The 14,835-nt window shown below is 65.2% G+C and carries 14 protein-coding genes; 11 read left to right on the top strand and 3 right to left on the bottom strand.

What is annotated here, in order from left to right; genetic code table 11:
* The first annotated feature begins 32 nt into the window (after window positions 1-32).
* The 8 genes from rpsM to guaA all read left to right on the top strand — a co-directional run bounded on the left by rpsM (window position 33) and on the right by guaA (window position 8,777).
* Window positions 33-401: a 30S ribosomal protein S13 gene (gene rpsM / locus ACFQ24_RS16850; RefSeq protein WP_007707977.1), complete on the top strand. Its 369-nt coding sequence runs from the start codon at window positions 33-35 to the stop codon at window positions 399-401.
* 99 nt (window positions 402-500) lie between these two features.
* Window positions 501-890 (top strand): 30S ribosomal protein S11, encoded by a 390-nt coding sequence (gene rpsK, locus ACFQ24_RS16845; RefSeq protein WP_004208752.1) that lies wholly within the window; start codon window positions 501-503, stop codon window positions 888-890.
* Window positions 891-1,010: 120 nt separating this feature from the next.
* On the top strand, window positions 1,011-2,075 hold the full coding sequence (locus ACFQ24_RS16840) for a DNA-directed RNA polymerase subunit alpha (RefSeq protein ID WP_380913307.1): 1,065 nt from the start codon (window positions 1,011-1,013) through the stop codon (window positions 2,073-2,075).
* A 211-nt stretch (window positions 2,076-2,286) separates the two neighbouring features.
* Window positions 2,287-2,712 carry a 50S ribosomal protein L17 gene (gene rplQ / locus ACFQ24_RS16835; RefSeq protein WP_380913305.1) on the top strand — a complete coding sequence of 142 codons (426 nt, stop codon included), beginning with the start codon at window positions 2,287-2,289 and terminating at the stop codon, window positions 2,710-2,712.
* Between the two features lie 104 nt (window positions 2,713-2,816).
* On the top strand, window positions 2,817-5,015 hold the full coding sequence (locus ACFQ24_RS16830) for a prolyl oligopeptidase family serine peptidase (RefSeq protein WP_380913303.1): 2,199 nt from the start codon (window positions 2,817-2,819) through the stop codon (window positions 5,013-5,015).
* A 61-nt stretch (window positions 5,016-5,076) separates the two neighbouring features.
* Window positions 5,077-5,733 (top strand): hypothetical protein, encoded by a 657-nt coding sequence (locus ACFQ24_RS16825; RefSeq protein ID WP_380913302.1) that lies wholly within the window; start codon window positions 5,077-5,079, stop codon window positions 5,731-5,733.
* A gap of 180 nt (window positions 5,734-5,913) precedes the next feature.
* Window positions 5,914-7,164 (top strand): TCR/Tet family MFS transporter, encoded by a 1,251-nt coding sequence (locus tag ACFQ24_RS16820; protein WP_380913300.1) that lies wholly within the window; start codon window positions 5,914-5,916, stop codon window positions 7,162-7,164.
* A gap of 41 nt (window positions 7,165-7,205) precedes the next feature.
* Entirely contained in the window at window positions 7,206-8,777 is a 1,572-nt protein-coding gene (gene guaA / locus ACFQ24_RS16815) for a glutamine-hydrolyzing GMP synthase (protein WP_380913298.1), read from the top strand.
* A gap of 122 nt (window positions 8,778-8,899) precedes the next feature.
* Here the strand turns inward: guaA and clpS are convergent, their stop codons facing one another.
* The 3 genes from clpS to ACFQ24_RS16800 form a co-directional block, all read right to left on the bottom strand.
* Window positions 8,900-9,310 (bottom strand): ATP-dependent Clp protease adapter ClpS, encoded by a 411-nt coding sequence (gene clpS, locus ACFQ24_RS16810; RefSeq protein WP_380913698.1) that lies wholly within the window; start codon window positions 9,308-9,310, stop codon window positions 8,900-8,902.
* A gap of 115 nt (window positions 9,311-9,425) precedes the next feature.
* Window positions 9,426-10,226 carry a phasin family protein gene (locus tag ACFQ24_RS16805; protein ID WP_380913296.1) on the bottom strand — a complete coding sequence of 267 codons (801 nt, stop codon included), beginning with the start codon at window positions 10,224-10,226 and terminating at the stop codon, window positions 9,426-9,428.
* A 95-nt stretch (window positions 10,227-10,321) separates the two neighbouring features.
* Window positions 10,322-12,061, bottom strand: a complete 1,740-nt coding sequence (locus tag ACFQ24_RS16800; protein WP_380913295.1) for a PHA/PHB synthase family protein — start codon at window positions 12,059-12,061, stop codon at window positions 10,322-10,324.
* 141 nt (window positions 12,062-12,202) lie between these two features.
* Here ACFQ24_RS16800 and ACFQ24_RS16795 point away from each other — a divergent pair, with 141 nt between their 5' ends.
* From ACFQ24_RS16795 to ACFQ24_RS16785, 3 genes are all read left to right on the top strand, one after another.
* Window positions 12,203-13,414, top strand: coding sequence for an LL-diaminopimelate aminotransferase (locus tag ACFQ24_RS16795; RefSeq protein WP_380913294.1), 1,212 nt, complete (start codon window positions 12,203-12,205; stop codon window positions 13,412-13,414).
* A gap of 124 nt (window positions 13,415-13,538) precedes the next feature.
* Window positions 13,539-14,024, top strand: a complete 486-nt coding sequence (locus tag ACFQ24_RS16790) for a DUF2721 domain-containing protein (protein ID WP_380913293.1) — start codon at window positions 13,539-13,541, stop codon at window positions 14,022-14,024.
* Window positions 14,021-14,575, top strand: coding sequence for a (2Fe-2S)-binding protein (locus tag ACFQ24_RS16785; RefSeq protein ID WP_066762075.1), 555 nt, complete (start codon window positions 14,021-14,023; stop codon window positions 14,573-14,575). The genes ACFQ24_RS16790 and ACFQ24_RS16785 overlap by 4 nt, the downstream gene beginning before the upstream one ends.
* Window positions 14,576-14,835: the final 260 nt, after the last annotated feature.

Genomic DNA, 14,835 nt, shown 5'->3' with positions numbered 1-14,835 from the left:
GTCCGCCCTGTGGAGCAGGAGAAAAGATTACCATGGCACGTATCGCGGGTGTCAACATCCCGACCAACAAGCGCGTGATCATCGCGCTCACCTACATTCACGGCATCGGCCGCAAGACCGCCGTCGATCTCGCTGACAAGCTGGGCATCGACCACAGCCGCCGCGTTCAGGACCTGTCGGACGCCGAAGTCCTGCAGATCCGCGAAGCCATCGACGCCGACCTGACCGTCGAGGGCGACCTGCGTCGCGAGACCGCGATGAACATCAAGCGCCTGATGGACCTGGCCTGCTATCGCGGCCTGCGTCATCGCAAGGGCCTGCCGGTCCGCGGCCAGCGCACCCATACCAATGCGCGCACCCGCAAGGGCAAGGCGAAGCCGATCGCCGGCAAGAAGAAGTAAGAAACAGTCCGGGGGACTGTTTCGTCTTCTTCTCCGCCGGAGGCAGCCCTCCTTGGGCGCGGCCTCCAGCATCACAAGATTTCAGTAGGATAGAGCAAAATGGCACGCGAACCCCAGCGCATCAAGCGGCGCGAGCGCAAGAACATCTCGGCCGGCGTCGCGCACGTCAACGCCAGCTTCAACAACACGATGGTGACCATCACCGACGCCCAGGGCAATGCGATCAGCTGGTCCTCGGCCGGCATGATGGGCTTCAAGGGCAGCCGCAAGTCGACCCCCTATGCCGCGCAGGTGTGCGCGGAAGACGCCGGCCGCAAGGCCGCCGAACATGGCGTGCGCACCCTGGAAGTCGAAGTGAAGGGCCCGGGTTCGGGCCGCGAATCGGCCCTGCGCGCGCTGCAGGCCGTGGGCTTCCACATCACCTCCATCCGCGACGTGACGCCGATCCCGCACAACGGCGTCCGTCCGTCCAAGCGCCGCCGCGTCTAACGACGCGCAGCGCGTGTTTCGGGGCGGCGGACGCGTCGCCCCTTTGCCCGTTTGCATCGCCGGAACGTCCTGTCGGGTGCAGGATATACAAGCGTTCCGGCCCATCCCCAGGGGAAATACATGACTGTCAACATGAAGAACTGGCAGGAATTGAAGAAGCCCAACAGCCTCGAGATCAAGGCTTCGGGCGACGGTCGGCGCAAGGCCACCTTCGTCGCCGAGCCGCTGGAGCGCGGCTTCGGCCTGACGCTCGGCAACGCGCTGCGCCGGGTTCTTCTGTCCTCGCTTCAGGGCGCGGCGGTCACCTCGATCAAGATCGAGAACGTCCTGCATGAATTCTCGTCGCTCGCCGGCGTGCGCGAGGACGTGACCGACATCGTCCTCAACATCAAGCAGGTCGCGCTGAAGATGGAAGGCGAAGGCCCCAAGCGGCTTCAGCTTTCCGCCACCGGCCCCGCCGTGGTGAAGGCCGGCGACATCAGCGTCGTGGGCGACATCGAAGTGATGAACCCGGACCTGGTGATCTGCCACCTGGACCAGGGCGCGACGCTCAACATGGAACTGACCGCCGACGTCGGCAAGGGCTATGTGCCCGCCGTCGCCAACCGCCCGGCCGATGCGCCGATCGGCCTCATCCCGGTCGATGCGCTCTACTCGCCGGTGCGCCAGGTCGCCTACAAGGTGGACAACACCCGCGTCGGCCAGGAACTGGACTATGACAAGCTGTCGCTGACCGTCGAGACCGATGGCACCGTCACGCCGGAAGACGCGGTCGCCTATGCCGCGCGCATCCTGCAGGACCAGCTCCAGCTGTTCGTTCATTTCGAGGACGCGCTGCCCGCCGCCGGCCCTTCGGCCACTCATGCCGCGGCCGCCGCGTCGTCGGAAGGCGAAAGCGACACCAACCAGATCAACCGCTACCTGCTCAAGAAGGTGGACGAACTGGAACTGTCGGTCCGCTCGGCCAACTGCCTCAAGAACGACAACATCATCTATATCGGCGATCTGGTCCAGAAGACCGAGGCCGAGATGCTGCGCACCCCCAATTTCGGCCGCAAGTCGCTGAACGAAATCAAGGAAGTGCTGTCGTCCATGGGCCTGCGCTTAGGAATGGACATCCCCGGCTGGCCGCCGGAAAATATCGAGGAAATGGCCAAGAAGCTCGAACAGGAGCTGCTGGGCTAAGTCGGAGCGAGCGGCGCAGCGCAGCAGCGCGGCGGTTCGCAACGCGAACGCGAACGAGCGGCCAGCGGTGCTTCGCATCGACTGACGGCATGGGATATACTCCCATGCCGGTCCGTCGCGGTTCGGGAAGAAGGTGAATGGGCGACGACCTCCAACGGTCGCCTGGTCTGGGGTACCTCACACGGCCCCTTAACGAACGAAGGAAAGAGATATGCGTCACAAGGTTGGTCATCGTAAGCTCCAGCGCAGCGCCGGTCATCGCACCGCCCTGCTCCGCAACCTGGCGGCCTCGCTCATCAAGCATGAGCAGATCCTGACCGGCACCGCCAAGGCGAAGGAACTGCGTCCCTACGTCGAAAAGCTGATCACCCTCGCCAAGAAGGGTGGCCTGTCCAACCGTCGCCTGGCCCAGTCGCGCCTGCAGGACGACGCGCAGCTGACCAAGCTGTTCGACGTCCTGGCCGAGCGCTACAAGGACCGCGACGGCGGCTATACCCGCGTCATCAAGGCGGGCTTCCGCGCGTCGGACGCCGCGCCGATCGCGATCATCGAACTGGTCGATCGCGACGTCGATGCCAAGGGTCAGGACAGCGGTCCGGTCCAGGGCGCCGACGCGGACGAGCTGGAAGACGCCTGATCCGAACCGGTCCCGTCTTACGGGACTGGACGCTTTACCGACAGGCCGCGGCTCATTAGAGCTGCGGCCTGTTCGCTTTTGACAAGAGTTAAAAAGACAAGAGGATGCGCGCCGCCCCGTTCCTGCCGCTGCTGCTGGCAGTGGCCTGTTGTCTCCCCCTTTCCGGCCCTGCCAGCGCCCTTGCCGCGCCGGACAATGCGGCCATCGACGCGGGCGGAGACCGCAAGGCGGCGCTCGCCTATCCCGCCACGCCCCGGCAGGATCTGGTGGAGGATCATTTCGGCGTGAAGGTCGCCGATCCCTATCGCTGGCTGGAAAACGATCTGCGCGCCGACCCGGCGGTGGCCGATTGGGTGGCGCGGGAAAATGCGCTCACCCGCCGCTATGTCGATGCGCTGCCCGGCCGCGACGCGCTCAAGGCGCGGATGCGGGCGCTGCTGTCGCATGGCCGCTACACGCTGCCCCGGAAGGCGGGCGGGCGCTATTTCTACGGCTATAACAAGGGGCTTCAGAACCAGACGCCGCTCTATGTCCGCGACGGGCTGGACGGCGGCCAGCGCCTGCTGCTCGATCCCAACGACTGGGCGAAGGACGGGGGACTGGCGCTGGCGGAATGGGCGCCCTCCCCCGATGGCCGCCGCCTCGCCTATGCGGTGCAGGAAGCTGGCAGCGACTGGCGCACGCTGCGGCTGATGGACGTCGAAAGCGGGCACATGCTCGACGACGAACTGCGCTGGGTCAAATTCTCCCAGATCGCCTGGGATGGCCGCAGCGAAGGCTTCTTCTATTCCCGCTTCCCCGCGCCCGAGGAAGGCGAAGCCTATCGCTCCGCCAACCGCGACCAGCAGCTTTACTATCACCGCATCGGCACGCCCCAGTCGCAGGACCAGCTGATCTACGCCACGCCCGACCGACCGGGGCTCAGCCACCAGGCGCAGGTGACCAGCGATGGCCGCTGGCTCATCATCAACAGTTTCGAAGGGATCGACCCCCGCCGCGAAGTCCATGTCGCCGAACTCACCGGCGGCGCGGTTCGCCCCCGGCTGCTGGTCAGGGGGCCGACGAACGACTGGCGGCTGATCGGCAGCCGCGGCACCACCCTCTATTTCATCACCGACTTCCAAGCGCCGCGCCTGCGCGTAGTGACGCTGGATGCGGCCCGCCCGCGCCGCCGCCCGAGGCCGCTGATCGCCGAGCGCAGGGAGACGCTTGCCGGCGGATCGCTCGTCGGCAATCGCCTGATCCTGGCCTATATGAGCGATGCGCAGACGGTCGCGGAACTGGTGGAACTGGACGGGCGCAAGGTCGGCGACGTGCCGCTGCCCGGTTATGGTACGGCGGCAGGATTTGCCGGACGCGACGGCGATCCCGAAACCTTCTTCAGCTTTTCCGGCTTCGTCACGCCCGCCAGCATCTACCGCTTCGACACCGCGACCCGGCAGAGCCAGCTCTTCGCCGAACCCGACCTGCCCTTCGACCCGGACAATTACGGGGTGGAGCAGCGCGCCTACCCTTCGAAGGACGGGACGATGATCCCCATCACCATCCTGCGCAAGAAGACCCTGGCCGACCGCGCCATCGCCGCGCCGACCATTCTCTATGGCTATGGCGGCTTCAATATCAGCCTGACGCCCGGCTATTCGGCAACGCGCATGGCGTGGCTGGAACAGGGGGGCGTCTATGCCATCGCCAATCTGCGCGGCGGCGGCGAGTTCGGCAAGGCCTGGCATGAGGCGGGGCGCGGCGCGAACAAGCAGAATGTGTTCGACGATTTCATCGCGGCGGGCGAGTGGCTGAAGGCCAATGGCTTCACCCCACGCGACGGGCTGGCGATCGAGGGGCGCTCCAATGGCGGGCTGCTGGTCGGCGCGGTGGTGAACCAGCGGCCCGACCTGTTCCAGGCGGCGTTGCCGGCGGTGGGCGTGATGGACATGCTGCGCTTCGACCGCTTCACCGCGGGCCGCTACTGGGTGGACGATTATGGATCGCCCGACAACGCCCGCGACTTCCCCCTCCTCTACGCCTATTCGCCTTATCACAATATTTTGGCGGGCAAGGATTATCCCGCGATCCTCGTCACCACGGCGGACACGGACGACCGGGTCGTACCGGCGCACAGCTTCAAATATGCCGCCGCGCTCCAGGCCGTGGACCTTGGCGCCAGGCCCCGGCTGCTGCGGGTGGAAACGCGGGCGGGCCATGGCACCGGCAAGCCCATCGACAAGCTGATCGAGGAAATGGCCGACAGCTACGCGTTCGCCGCGCGCTTCACCGGCCTTGCCATCGGGGCGAGGCCCGACTGACGCCGTTCAGCCGCCGGACAGCCCGGCGGCGCTACAGACGGCCGACGCAGGAGGAACGCGCATGATCGGGACCAAGGCACGCTGGATGACCGGAGCGCTGGTAGGCGCGGGTCTGTTGATGGGCAGCATCGGCGCGGCGCAGGCACAGCCCCGCTATGGCTATGGCGGCGGCTGGGGCCGTGGTGGCTGGGATCGGCATCATCGCCGCGGCGACGGTTTCGGCGTGGGCGACGCGATCGGCGTCGCGGCGCTCGTTGGCGCGGTCGCCATCGCCGCCTCCTCCATGGCGAAGGACAAGAAGGCGCAGCAAGCGCAGGGGAACGACCGCTCCTATGATGATAATGCGCCGCCGCCGCGCGACGGCACCGATTATGGTGCGGACGTGCAGAGCAACCCGCCTTCGCATGACGAAGGCCCGGCGCGCGACGACGCAGACTTTTCCGACATCGCGGACGCCAATGGCCGCGACGACGCGCTGACGGACGCCTGCGCGCTCGCGGCGCGGGACGAGGCGCAGCGCCAGCAGGCCGGCTATGCCGAGGTGCGCCATATCGACACTCCTCGCCCCACAGGCTCGGGCGCCTATAATATCGACGGCGAAGTGGAAAGCCGCACCAGCTATCGCGCGACCGGCGGAACCACCCATCGCTTCACCTGCGCGATGAAGGACGGCCGCGTCGCCCAGGTCTATCTGAGCCGCGACGTCGCCTCCCGCTGACGCGGGCCGATAGGATGGGACGCGTCGGGAAGGCTTCGCGAGCGCTTCGGTGAGGCGTCCGCGGCGCTTTGAGGACGCTTCGTGCCGGATTCGGCGCTTTTCCGGGCAACGTCGGTGTGAACTTCGGAAAGCAGGGCTAGATCCTTTCCTTCCGCCGCCCCGCAGGCTAGCTCCTTTCCCATGTCCGCCTCGCCGCACCCCCGCCGCACCGCCGCGATCGCCTTCATCCTGGTGACGGCGCTGCTCGACGTCATGTCGATGGGCATCGTCATCCCGGTACTGCCCCAGCTGATCGAAACCCTGTCGGGCTCCAGCGCGTCGGCCGGCATGTGGAACGGCCTGTTCGTCGCGCTCTGGGCCGGGATGCAGTTTCTCTGCTCACCCGTCATCGGATCGCTCTCGGACCGCTACGGCCGGCGTCCGGTCATCCTCGTGTCGGTCGCCGGCCTTGCGCTCGATTATGTGCTGATGGCGCTCGCCCCCAATCTCTGGTGGCTGGCCCTTGGCCGCATCCTCGCGGGCGTGACCTCGTCCAGCTTCACCTCCGCCTTCGCCTATATGGCCGACATCACCCCGCCGGAAGGCAGAGCAAAGGGCTATGGCCTGATCGGCGCGGCGTTCAGCGCGGGCTTCGTCGCCGGCCCGCTGATCGGCGGCGTGCTGGGGGAAGTCTCCCTGCGCGCTCCCTTCTGGGCGGCGGCGGCGCTGTCGGGCCTCGCCTTCCTCTACGGCCTTTTCGTGCTGCCCGAATCGCTCGCTCCGGACAAGCGGATGGGGTTCAGCTGGACGCGAGCCAATCCGTTCGGCGCGCTCCGCCTGCTGCGCTCCCATCCCGAACTGTCCAGTCTCGCGGTGGTGAACTTCCTGCTCTATTTCGCCCATCACCTCTTCTCCGCCGTCTTCGTGCTCTATGCCGGGGACCGTTATGGCTGGGGCGCGTGGCAGGTCGGCGCGCTGCTGGCGCTGGTCGGCATCATGGACATGGGCGTGCAGGGCCTGCTCACCGGGCCAGTGGTCAAGCGGCTGGGTGACCGCACGACGATGGTGATCGGCCTCTCCTTCGGCGCGATCGGCGTGGCGTCGATGGGCCTTGCCCCGAGCCAGGGCCTGTTCGTCGCCGCCATGTTCCCCAACGCGCTCTGGGGGCTCGCCATGCCGACCATCCAGGCGCTGATGACCCGCCATGTCAGCGAATCGGAACAAGGCCAGCTTCAGGGGGCGAACAACAGCGTCGGCGCGATCGCCGGCATCGCCTCCCCACTCTTCTTCGGCACCGTCTATTCCCTATCCGTGGGCGCGCATCCCACCCTCCCCTTCATCGGCAGCGCCTTCCTGATCGCGGCGGCGATCCTGGGAGGCGCGGCGCTGATCGGCTGGCGCGCAGAGAGCGGGGCGACGCCGCAACTGGACATATCGGGGGCGGGCGACTAACCGGGCGCGAATCCCTTCCATCCAAGCCAAAGGCGATTCCCATGACGCTGCCCCTTCAGGATAATATCCTCATCGTGGATTTCGGCAGCCAGGTGACCCAGCTCATCGCCCGGCGCGTGCGCGAAGCGGGCGTCTATTCCGAGATCGCGCCTTTCACCGCCGCCGCCGAGGCGTTTGAGCGACTGAAGCCCAAGGGCATCATCCTTTCCGGCTCGCCCGCCGGCGTGCCGGAGGAAGGCAGCCCCCGCGCCCCGCAGGCGCTGTTCGACGCTGGCGTGCCGATCCTCGGCATCTGCTACGGCCAGCAGGTGATGAGCCACCAGCTGGGCGGCGAAGTGCGGCCCGGTCATGAGACCGGCGAAGGCGGCGAGTTCGGCCGCGCCTTCCTGACCGTGACGGAACCCTGCGCGCTGTTCGACGGCCTGTGGGAGGTTGGCGAGCGGCATCAGGTCTGGATGAGCCACGGCGACAAGGTCACGAAGTTCGCGCCCGGCTTCAAGATCGTCGCCGTGTCGGACGGCGCGCCTTTCGCGGTCATCGCCGACGAGGAGCGGAAGTTCTACGGCACGCAATTCCATCCCGAAGTCGTCCATACGCCTGACGGCGGCAAGCTGATCGCCAATTTCGTCCGCCACGTCTGCGGCCTCGCCGGCGACTGGACGATGGCGGAGTTCCGGCAGGTCAAGATCGCCGAGATCCGGGAGCAGGTTGGCAACGGGCGCGTGATCTGCGGCCTGTCCGGCGGCGTCGACAGCGCGGTCGCCGCGGTGCTGATCCACGAGGCGATCGGCGAACAGCTGACCTGCGTGTTCGTCGATCACGGCCTGATGCGGCTGGGCGAAGCGGAGCAGGTGGTGAGCCTGTTCCGCGAACATTATGGCATCAAACTGGTTCACGTAAATGCCGAGGACCGGTTCCTGGGGGGCCTCGCGGGCCTTACCGACCCGGAAAAGAAGCGCAAGTTCATCGGCGGCGAATTCATCGCCGTGTTCGAGGAGGAAGCGGCGAAGATTGGCGGCGCCGACTTCCTGGCGCAAGGCACGCTCTACCCCGACGTGATCGAAAGCGTCAGCTTCACCGGCGGCCCTTCGGTGACGATCAAGTCGCACCATAATGTCGGCGGCCTTCCCGAACGGATGAACATGAAGCTGGTCGAACCCCTGCGCGAACTGTTCAAGGATGAAGTTCGGGTGCTCGGCAAGGAACTGGGCCTGCCCGACATTTTCGTCGGCCGCCACCCCTTCCCCGGCCCCGGCCTTGCCATCCGCATCCCGGGCGAAGTGACCAAGGAACGCTGCGACATCCTGCGCAAGGCCGACGCCATCTATCTGGAGGAAATCCGCAGCGCCGGCCTGTATGACGCGATCTGGCAGGCGTTCGCCGTGCTGCTGCCGGTGCGGACCGTGGGCGTGATGGGCGACTACCGCACCTATGACAATGTGTGCGCGGTGCGCGCGGTCACCTCGACCGACGGAATGACCGCGGACATCTACCCCTTCGACGCCGCATTCCTGAGCCGCGTCGCGACCCGCATCATCAACGAGGTCAAGGGCATCAACCGCGTCGTCTACGACTATACGAGCAAGCCCCCCGGCACGATCGAGTGGGAATGAACCGGCCGCAAGGCGGTGCGGCCACTACCCCAGAATATCGGAAAATTGAGCCAGTCTCGGATACTTCGCTGACGGTGCGAGCGCCGATCTCAGACGCTACGCCCTGACCAGACAATGAAGGCCTACGCCTTCTCCAGCGTGCATTGCAGCGGGTGCTGATTCTGGCGGGCGAAGTCCATCACCTGATTCACCTTCGTCTCCGCGACTTCGTAGCTGAAGATGCCGCAGACGCCGACGCCGCGCTGGTGCACGTGGAGCATCACGCGCGTCGCTTCCTCCATGTCCATGCGGAAGAAGCTCTGGAGAACATGGACGACGAACTCCATGGGCGTATAGTCGTCGTTCAGCATCAGCACCTTGTAGAGCGACGGCTTTTTCGTGCGGGTGCGGGTGCGGGTGGCGATGCCGACATTGGGCCCGCCGGGACCTTCGCCCTGATCGTCCTGATCCCGGTCCGCCATGCTGACGGACCATGAAGATACGCTGATGCTGTTATCCATGATGAGGGAGAATATGGCGATTCGGTTCGCCATGGCAAGGGGGCGGAACCCCGGTTCGCCGCGCGCTGCCTCAGTTTGACCCATGGAAAAGGGGCGCTCCTTCGCTGGAAGGAACGCCCCTTTGCTCGAAGTCGAAAGTCCGGCAGGCTCAGGCCGCCAGGGACTTGACCTTGTCGGTGACCAGCGTCACGCGCGCGGTGATCGGTTGGGCGACTTCGCCTGCCATCTTGATCAGCGCCTCGCTGTTCTTCGCCGCTTCCTTGGTGAATTCGTCGAAGCTGCTGGAGAGCAGCTGGCTCTGCAGCTGGAAGAATTCGGTCGGGGTCTTGACGGTCGAGAAGGTCTTGAACGAAGCGGTGGCCTTCTCGAAGCTCTTGCGGCTGTAATCGACGGCTTCCTGGCCCAGCGTCTCGATCGCCTTGGCGGCGATCTTGCCCGATTCGACCAGCGCCTCGACATTGCCCTTGGCAAGGTCGCTCAGCTCTTCGATGGCCTTGGTCGACTTCTCGACTTGGGCCTTGGTCTTCTCGTTGAAGTCGGCATAGGCGGTTTCCATCTTCGCCTTGGCGTCTTCCGCGAACTTCTTTCCGGTTTCGATAACGTCGTTCATCATGGTGGTTCCTTCTATGGCGGGCAGCGGCGCTGTCACTTCAGCTTCGGCCTTGGTCAGGCTCTCTGTCAGGGGCGTCGGCGCCATGTCCGGAACGGGCTCCGGCGCGGCATCGACAGCTGTGGTGGCGGCCACCACGGCAACGGGATCGGGGGTGGTCGGGGCGACCGGCTCCGGACGCTTGACCCGTGGCGCGGACGGCTTGCGGGTGGGCTTCGCCGGTTGAGGTGTTGCGCCGATAGCGGCCTCCGCCGCCTTCAGCGCTTCGCTTGCCGACATAGTGCTCGACCCGGTCTTGGGACGGGCGCTCTTCCGCGGTGTCTTCGGGGTTACGGCCATGACCTTCCTCCGTTTGCTGCACTGCACAATACAGAAGAATCTAAGTCATTGCAAGCGCTATTGTGCACTGCAACAAAATGGCAATATCCGGCCGGTCAGCGCTGCTTCACGTAGCGTCCAGGGGCGTCCTCGATCGCTTTTCGCTTGCCCCCGCCGGGGATTCGTGCGCCTGTCACCGCCACGCTTTTCTCGTCGATTCCGCCGATCCAGGCGCGCCAGTCAGGCCACCAGCTACCTTTTGTTTCCGTCGCATGAGCCAGGAAATCATCGATGGTCGCCTGCTTGGCGTCGCAGGTCCAATATTGATATTTCATGGCCGAAGGCGGATTCACCACGCCTGCGATATGGCCCGAACCCGCCAAAAGGAATCGGATCGGCCCCGCAAAATGTTCGGTCAATTTCCAGACGCTTTCCAGCGGCGCGATATGATCCTCCCGCCCCGCCTGGACATAGGCGGGCGTCGTCACGCGCGTGAGGTCGATGGGCGTGCCCGCGACGCTGATCGCGCCGGGCACGACCAGCAGATTGTCGCGATACAGCTGCGTCAGATAATCCCGGTGCCAGCGCGCCGGCAGGTTAGTGGTGTCGCCGTTCCAGTGGAGCAGGTCGAAGGGCGGATAATCCTGCCCCAACAGATAATTGTTGACCACATAGTTCCAGATGAGGTCACGACCGCGCAGCAGGTTGAAGGTCGCGGCCATGTAGCGTCCGTCCAGGAAGCCCCCGGCCGAAAGCTGATCGACCAGCTTCATCTGCTCGTCGTCGACGAACAGGGCGAGATCCCCTGCCTTGCTGAAATCGACCTGCGCGGTGAAGAAGGTCGCGCTTGCCACCTTGTCCGCTTCTCCGCGCGCCGCCAGCAGTGCCAGCGTCGCGGCAAGCGTGGTGCCCGCCACGCAATATCCGATCGTGTGGACGCTTTCGACGCCCAGCAGGTCGCGGACGGTATCGATCGCGTCGATCTGGCCACCAAGGATATAATCGTCCCAGACCATGTCCTTCATCGATGCGTCGGCCGATTTCCAAGAGACGAGGAAGACGCTGAGGCCTTGATCCACCGCCCATTTGACGAAGCTCTTTTCCGGCGAAAGGTCGAGGATGTAGAAGCGGTTGATCCAGGGCGGGAAGATGAGGAGCGGCGTTTCCAGCACCGTATCGGTCGACGGCGCATAATGGATCAGCTGGTAGAGCGGCGTTTCGTGGATCACCTTTCCCGGCGTCGCGGCGATGTTGCGGCCGAGTTCGAAGGCGGTGCCGTCGGTATGCGTCAGCTGGCCCTTCTCCATGTCGGCCAGCATGTGCTTGAGGCCGCGCACCAGATTCTCGCCGCCGCTCTCGATCGTCTTCTGCACCACCTGCGGATTGGTGAGCGGGAAGTTGGACGGCGAAAGGGCGTCCAGCAGGCCGGCGGTGGCGAAGCGCAGCCGGGCTTTCTCCTTCGGATCGACGCCGTCGACCGCGTCGGCCATTTTCGTCAGATAATCCGAGAGCAGCAGATAGCTTTGGCGGACAAGGTCGTAGAATGGATGCTCCGTCCATGCCGGGTCGGAAAAGCGCCGGTCCTTCCGCGCCGCCGGACTGCCGGGCGGGGCCGGCTCCGGCGTATCGCGCAGCAGTCCGCCGGAATCGAGAAACCGCTGCCAGAGGGCCAGTCCTTCATCGGCAAAGCCCGTCTGGATGCGGGCGACGATCTCGGGATCGAAGGGGGGTGCCTGTCCCGTCATCCCGGCCGCCTGCTCCAACATCAACTGCTGCGCGCGGCCGATCACCTGCGTCCATTGCTGCATTTGTTCTAGCGTGGGGAGATGCGGTTCCATGACGTTCGATTGATCCATGGCCACCTTCCTTCTCCTGGCATCACGCGGTCGCCGCTTTCGCTGGCGCGTCACCGGATGGCGGGTTATAGCCAGATTGTGACACGCCAAGGGCGGGCCACGCACTATTCCCTACAGAGAGCTTTCAGGAAAGCCCCAATAATGTCCGAAGAATTCTACCGCATGAAGCGCCTGCCGCCTTACGTCATCGCTGAAGTCAATGCGATGCGCGCAGCCGCCCGTGCCGCGGGAGAGGACATTATCGATCTCGGCATGGGCAATCCCGACCTGCCGCCGCCCGACCATGTCATCCAGAAGCTGATCGAAGTGGCGCAGAAGCCGAGCGCGCACGGCTATTCCCAGTCGCGCGGCATTCCGGGGCTGCGCAAGGCGCAGGCCAGTTATTATGGCCGCCGCTTCGGCGTGGACATCGACCCGGACACTGAAGTCGTCGTGACCATGGGGTCGAAGGAGGGGCTCGCCAGCCTCGCCACCGCGATCACCGAGCCGGGCGACGTGGTGCTGGCCCCCAACCCCAGCTATCCGATCCATACCTTCGGCTTCATCATCGCGGGCGCGACAATCCGGTCGGTGCCGACAACGCCGGACGAGAATTATTTCCGCTCGCTGGACCGCGCCATGGCCTTCACCGTGCCGCGCCCGTCGATCCTGGTCGTGAATTATCCGTCCAACCCAACGGCCGAAACGGTGGATCTCGCCTTCTACGAGCGGCTGGTCGCCTGGGCGAAGGAGAACAAGGTCTGGGTGCTGAGCGACCTTGCCTATTCCGAGCTTTATTACGACGGCAATCCGACGCCCTCGATCCTGCAGGTGCCGGGCGCCAAGGATGTGGCGATCGAGTTCACCTCGCTCTCCAAAACCTATTCCATGGCCGGCTGGCGCATGGGCTTTGCGGTGGGCAACCGCAAGCTGATCGCGGCGATGACGCGGGTGAAGTCCTACCTCGACTATGGCGCGTTCACGCCCATTCAGGCGGCGGCCTGCGCCGCGCTCAACGGGCCGCAGGATATCGTCGAGAAGAACCGCCAGCTCTACCACAAGCGCCGCGACGTGCTGGTGGAGAGCTTTGGCCGGGCCGGCTGGGACATCCCGGCGGCGCGGGCCTCCATGTTCTGCTGGGCGCCGCTGCCGCCTGCGCTCAAGGATATGGGCAGCCTGGAATTTTCCAAGCAGCTCCTCACCCACGCCAAGGTCGCGGTCGCGCCGGGCGTCGGCTATGGCGAAGATGGCGAAGGCTATGTGCGCATCGCCATGGTCGAAAATGAGCAGCGGCTGCGGCAGGCTGCGCGCAACATCAAGCAATATCTGAAATCCATGGGCGTCAACACGCCGTCATCCAAGGGCGCGGCTTGATTTGTCGGACTTGGTCTGGCCTTGTGTTCCCAGGCGCAGGCCGGGGTCCAGATCCAGCGTATGAACTGGACCCCGGCCTGCGCCGGGGAACAGCAGAGGCAAACGTCGCCGCATAGCCATGACCATGATCCCTCTCCCCCAGGTCAGCCAGGTCGCGCAGACCATCCAGCTGGCGCTTGCGCCGGTGTTCCTGCTTGCGGGCATCGGCGCGTTCCTCAATGTCTGCGTCAGCCGGCTGGCGCGGATCATCGACCGTGCGCGGGTGGTTGAAGAGCTGGTACTGAGCACCCGGGGCAAGGAGCATGACCGGATGGTCGCGGAGATCCGCGTGCTCGACCGGCGCATGAGCGTCGTCAACGCCTCGATTTTCCTGTCGGTCGCGTCCGCCTGCGCGGTCTGTCTGGTCGTCATCCTGCTGTTCGCCGGCAATCTGCTGAACGCCCATCTGGGCACGCCGGTCGCCATTCTCTTCAGCCTCGCCATGCTGTTGCAGGCTGCGGCCTTCGCCACCTTCATCCAGGAAATCCGGCTGGCCTCGCGCACCATCCACATCCGCAACGAAGTGCTTTACCACAAGGTGGAGGCGGAAGAGGACAGCGTGGCGGCATGACCAAGTTCACCGTCAACGACCGGCCCGTGCAGTATCGCATGGACCCCGACACGCCGCTGCTCTGGGCCTTGCGCGACGCGTCCAACCTGACCGGCACCAAATATGGATGCGGCACCGGCGATTGCGGCGCGTGCACGGTGGACATCGACGGGGAAGCGGTGCGGTCTTGCCAAGTGACGATCGGCAAGACCGAAGGCCGTTTCGTGACGACGATCGAGGCTTTGTCGCCCGATCGCGGCCATCCCCTGCAACAGGCGTTCGCAGCGGACAATGTGTCGCAATGCGGCTACTGCATCCCCGGCATGATCATGGCTGCGTCCGTGCTGCTGCGCCGGACCAACGATCCCAGCGACGAACAGATCGACGCCGCGATCACCAACATCTGCCGCTGCGGCATCTATCCCCGGCTGCGCGGCGCGATCCGGCGGGCGGGCCGGATCATGCGCGGGGAGGAGCAGGTCGCCGCCGCGCCGCCGCCCGGCATTTCGCCGCAGGACGCCGCCCGCACCGTGCCTGCATTGGGCCGACCGGCGGATCAGCCGAAGCGGTAACCAACATTTCTGTTCCAAGACGCTGCTGCAATCGGCGGGCGAAGCGAGACGGACCGTCATTCCCATCATCACCGTCATCGCTGTAGGATCGCACGGGCTTAACTTCGCATATGTCCCGCAGATTTTGGTATTTTAGAGCATCGAGCCTTTAATCTGACGCATATCCAGCTGCTTTGATGAAGTTCCAGCATTCTTCTGGGGTATAGAGGTCACAGATGTTGCCGATGGCGTGCCATAGGGCATCGATGGTTCTGGCGCCG

Source organism: Sphingobium olei, assembly GCF_042678845.1.
Lineage (GTDB): Bacteria > Pseudomonadota > Alphaproteobacteria > Sphingomonadales > Sphingomonadaceae > Sphingobium > Sphingobium olei.
Note: the sequence above shows the minus strand (reverse complement) of the source record. Positions and strands in the feature narration are given on the sequence as shown.

Bases quoted from the DNA above. Each gene is read 5' to 3' on its own strand.
- rpsM (WP_007707977.1), top strand. From the start codon at position 33: ATGGCACGTATCGCGGGTGTCAACATCCCGACCAACAAGCGCGTGATC.
- rpsK (WP_004208752.1), top strand. From the start codon at position 501: ATGGCACGCGAACCCCAGCGCATCAAGCGGCGCGAGCGCAAGAACATC.
- ACFQ24_RS16840 (WP_380913307.1), top strand. From the start codon at position 1,011: ATGACTGTCAACATGAAGAACTGGCAGGAATTGAAGAAGCCCAACAGC.
- rplQ (WP_380913305.1), top strand. From the start codon at position 2,287: ATGCGTCACAAGGTTGGTCATCGTAAGCTCCAGCGCAGCGCCGGTCAT.
- ACFQ24_RS16830 (WP_380913303.1), top strand. From the start codon at position 2,817: ATGCGCGCCGCCCCGTTCCTGCCGCTGCTGCTGGCAGTGGCCTGTTGT.
- ACFQ24_RS16825 (WP_380913302.1), top strand. From the start codon at position 5,077: ATGATCGGGACCAAGGCACGCTGGATGACCGGAGCGCTGGTAGGCGCG.
- ACFQ24_RS16820 (WP_380913300.1), top strand. From the start codon at position 5,914: ATGTCCGCCTCGCCGCACCCCCGCCGCACCGCCGCGATCGCCTTCATC.
- guaA (WP_380913298.1), top strand. From the start codon at position 7,206: ATGACGCTGCCCCTTCAGGATAATATCCTCATCGTGGATTTCGGCAGC.
- clpS (WP_380913698.1), bottom strand. From the start codon at position 9,310: ATGGCGAACCGAATCGCCATATTCTCCCTCATCATGGATAACAGCATC.
- ACFQ24_RS16805 (WP_380913296.1), bottom strand. From the start codon at position 10,226: ATGGCCGTAACCCCGAAGACACCGCGGAAGAGCGCCCGTCCCAAGACC.
- ACFQ24_RS16800 (WP_380913295.1), bottom strand. From the start codon at position 12,061: ATGGATCAATCGAACGTCATGGAACCGCATCTCCCCACGCTAGAACAA.
- ACFQ24_RS16795 (WP_380913294.1), top strand. From the start codon at position 12,203: ATGTCCGAAGAATTCTACCGCATGAAGCGCCTGCCGCCTTACGTCATC.
- ACFQ24_RS16790 (WP_380913293.1), top strand. From the start codon at position 13,539: ATGATCCCTCTCCCCCAGGTCAGCCAGGTCGCGCAGACCATCCAGCTG.
- ACFQ24_RS16785 (WP_066762075.1), top strand. From the start codon at position 14,021: ATGACCAAGTTCACCGTCAACGACCGGCCCGTGCAGTATCGCATGGAC.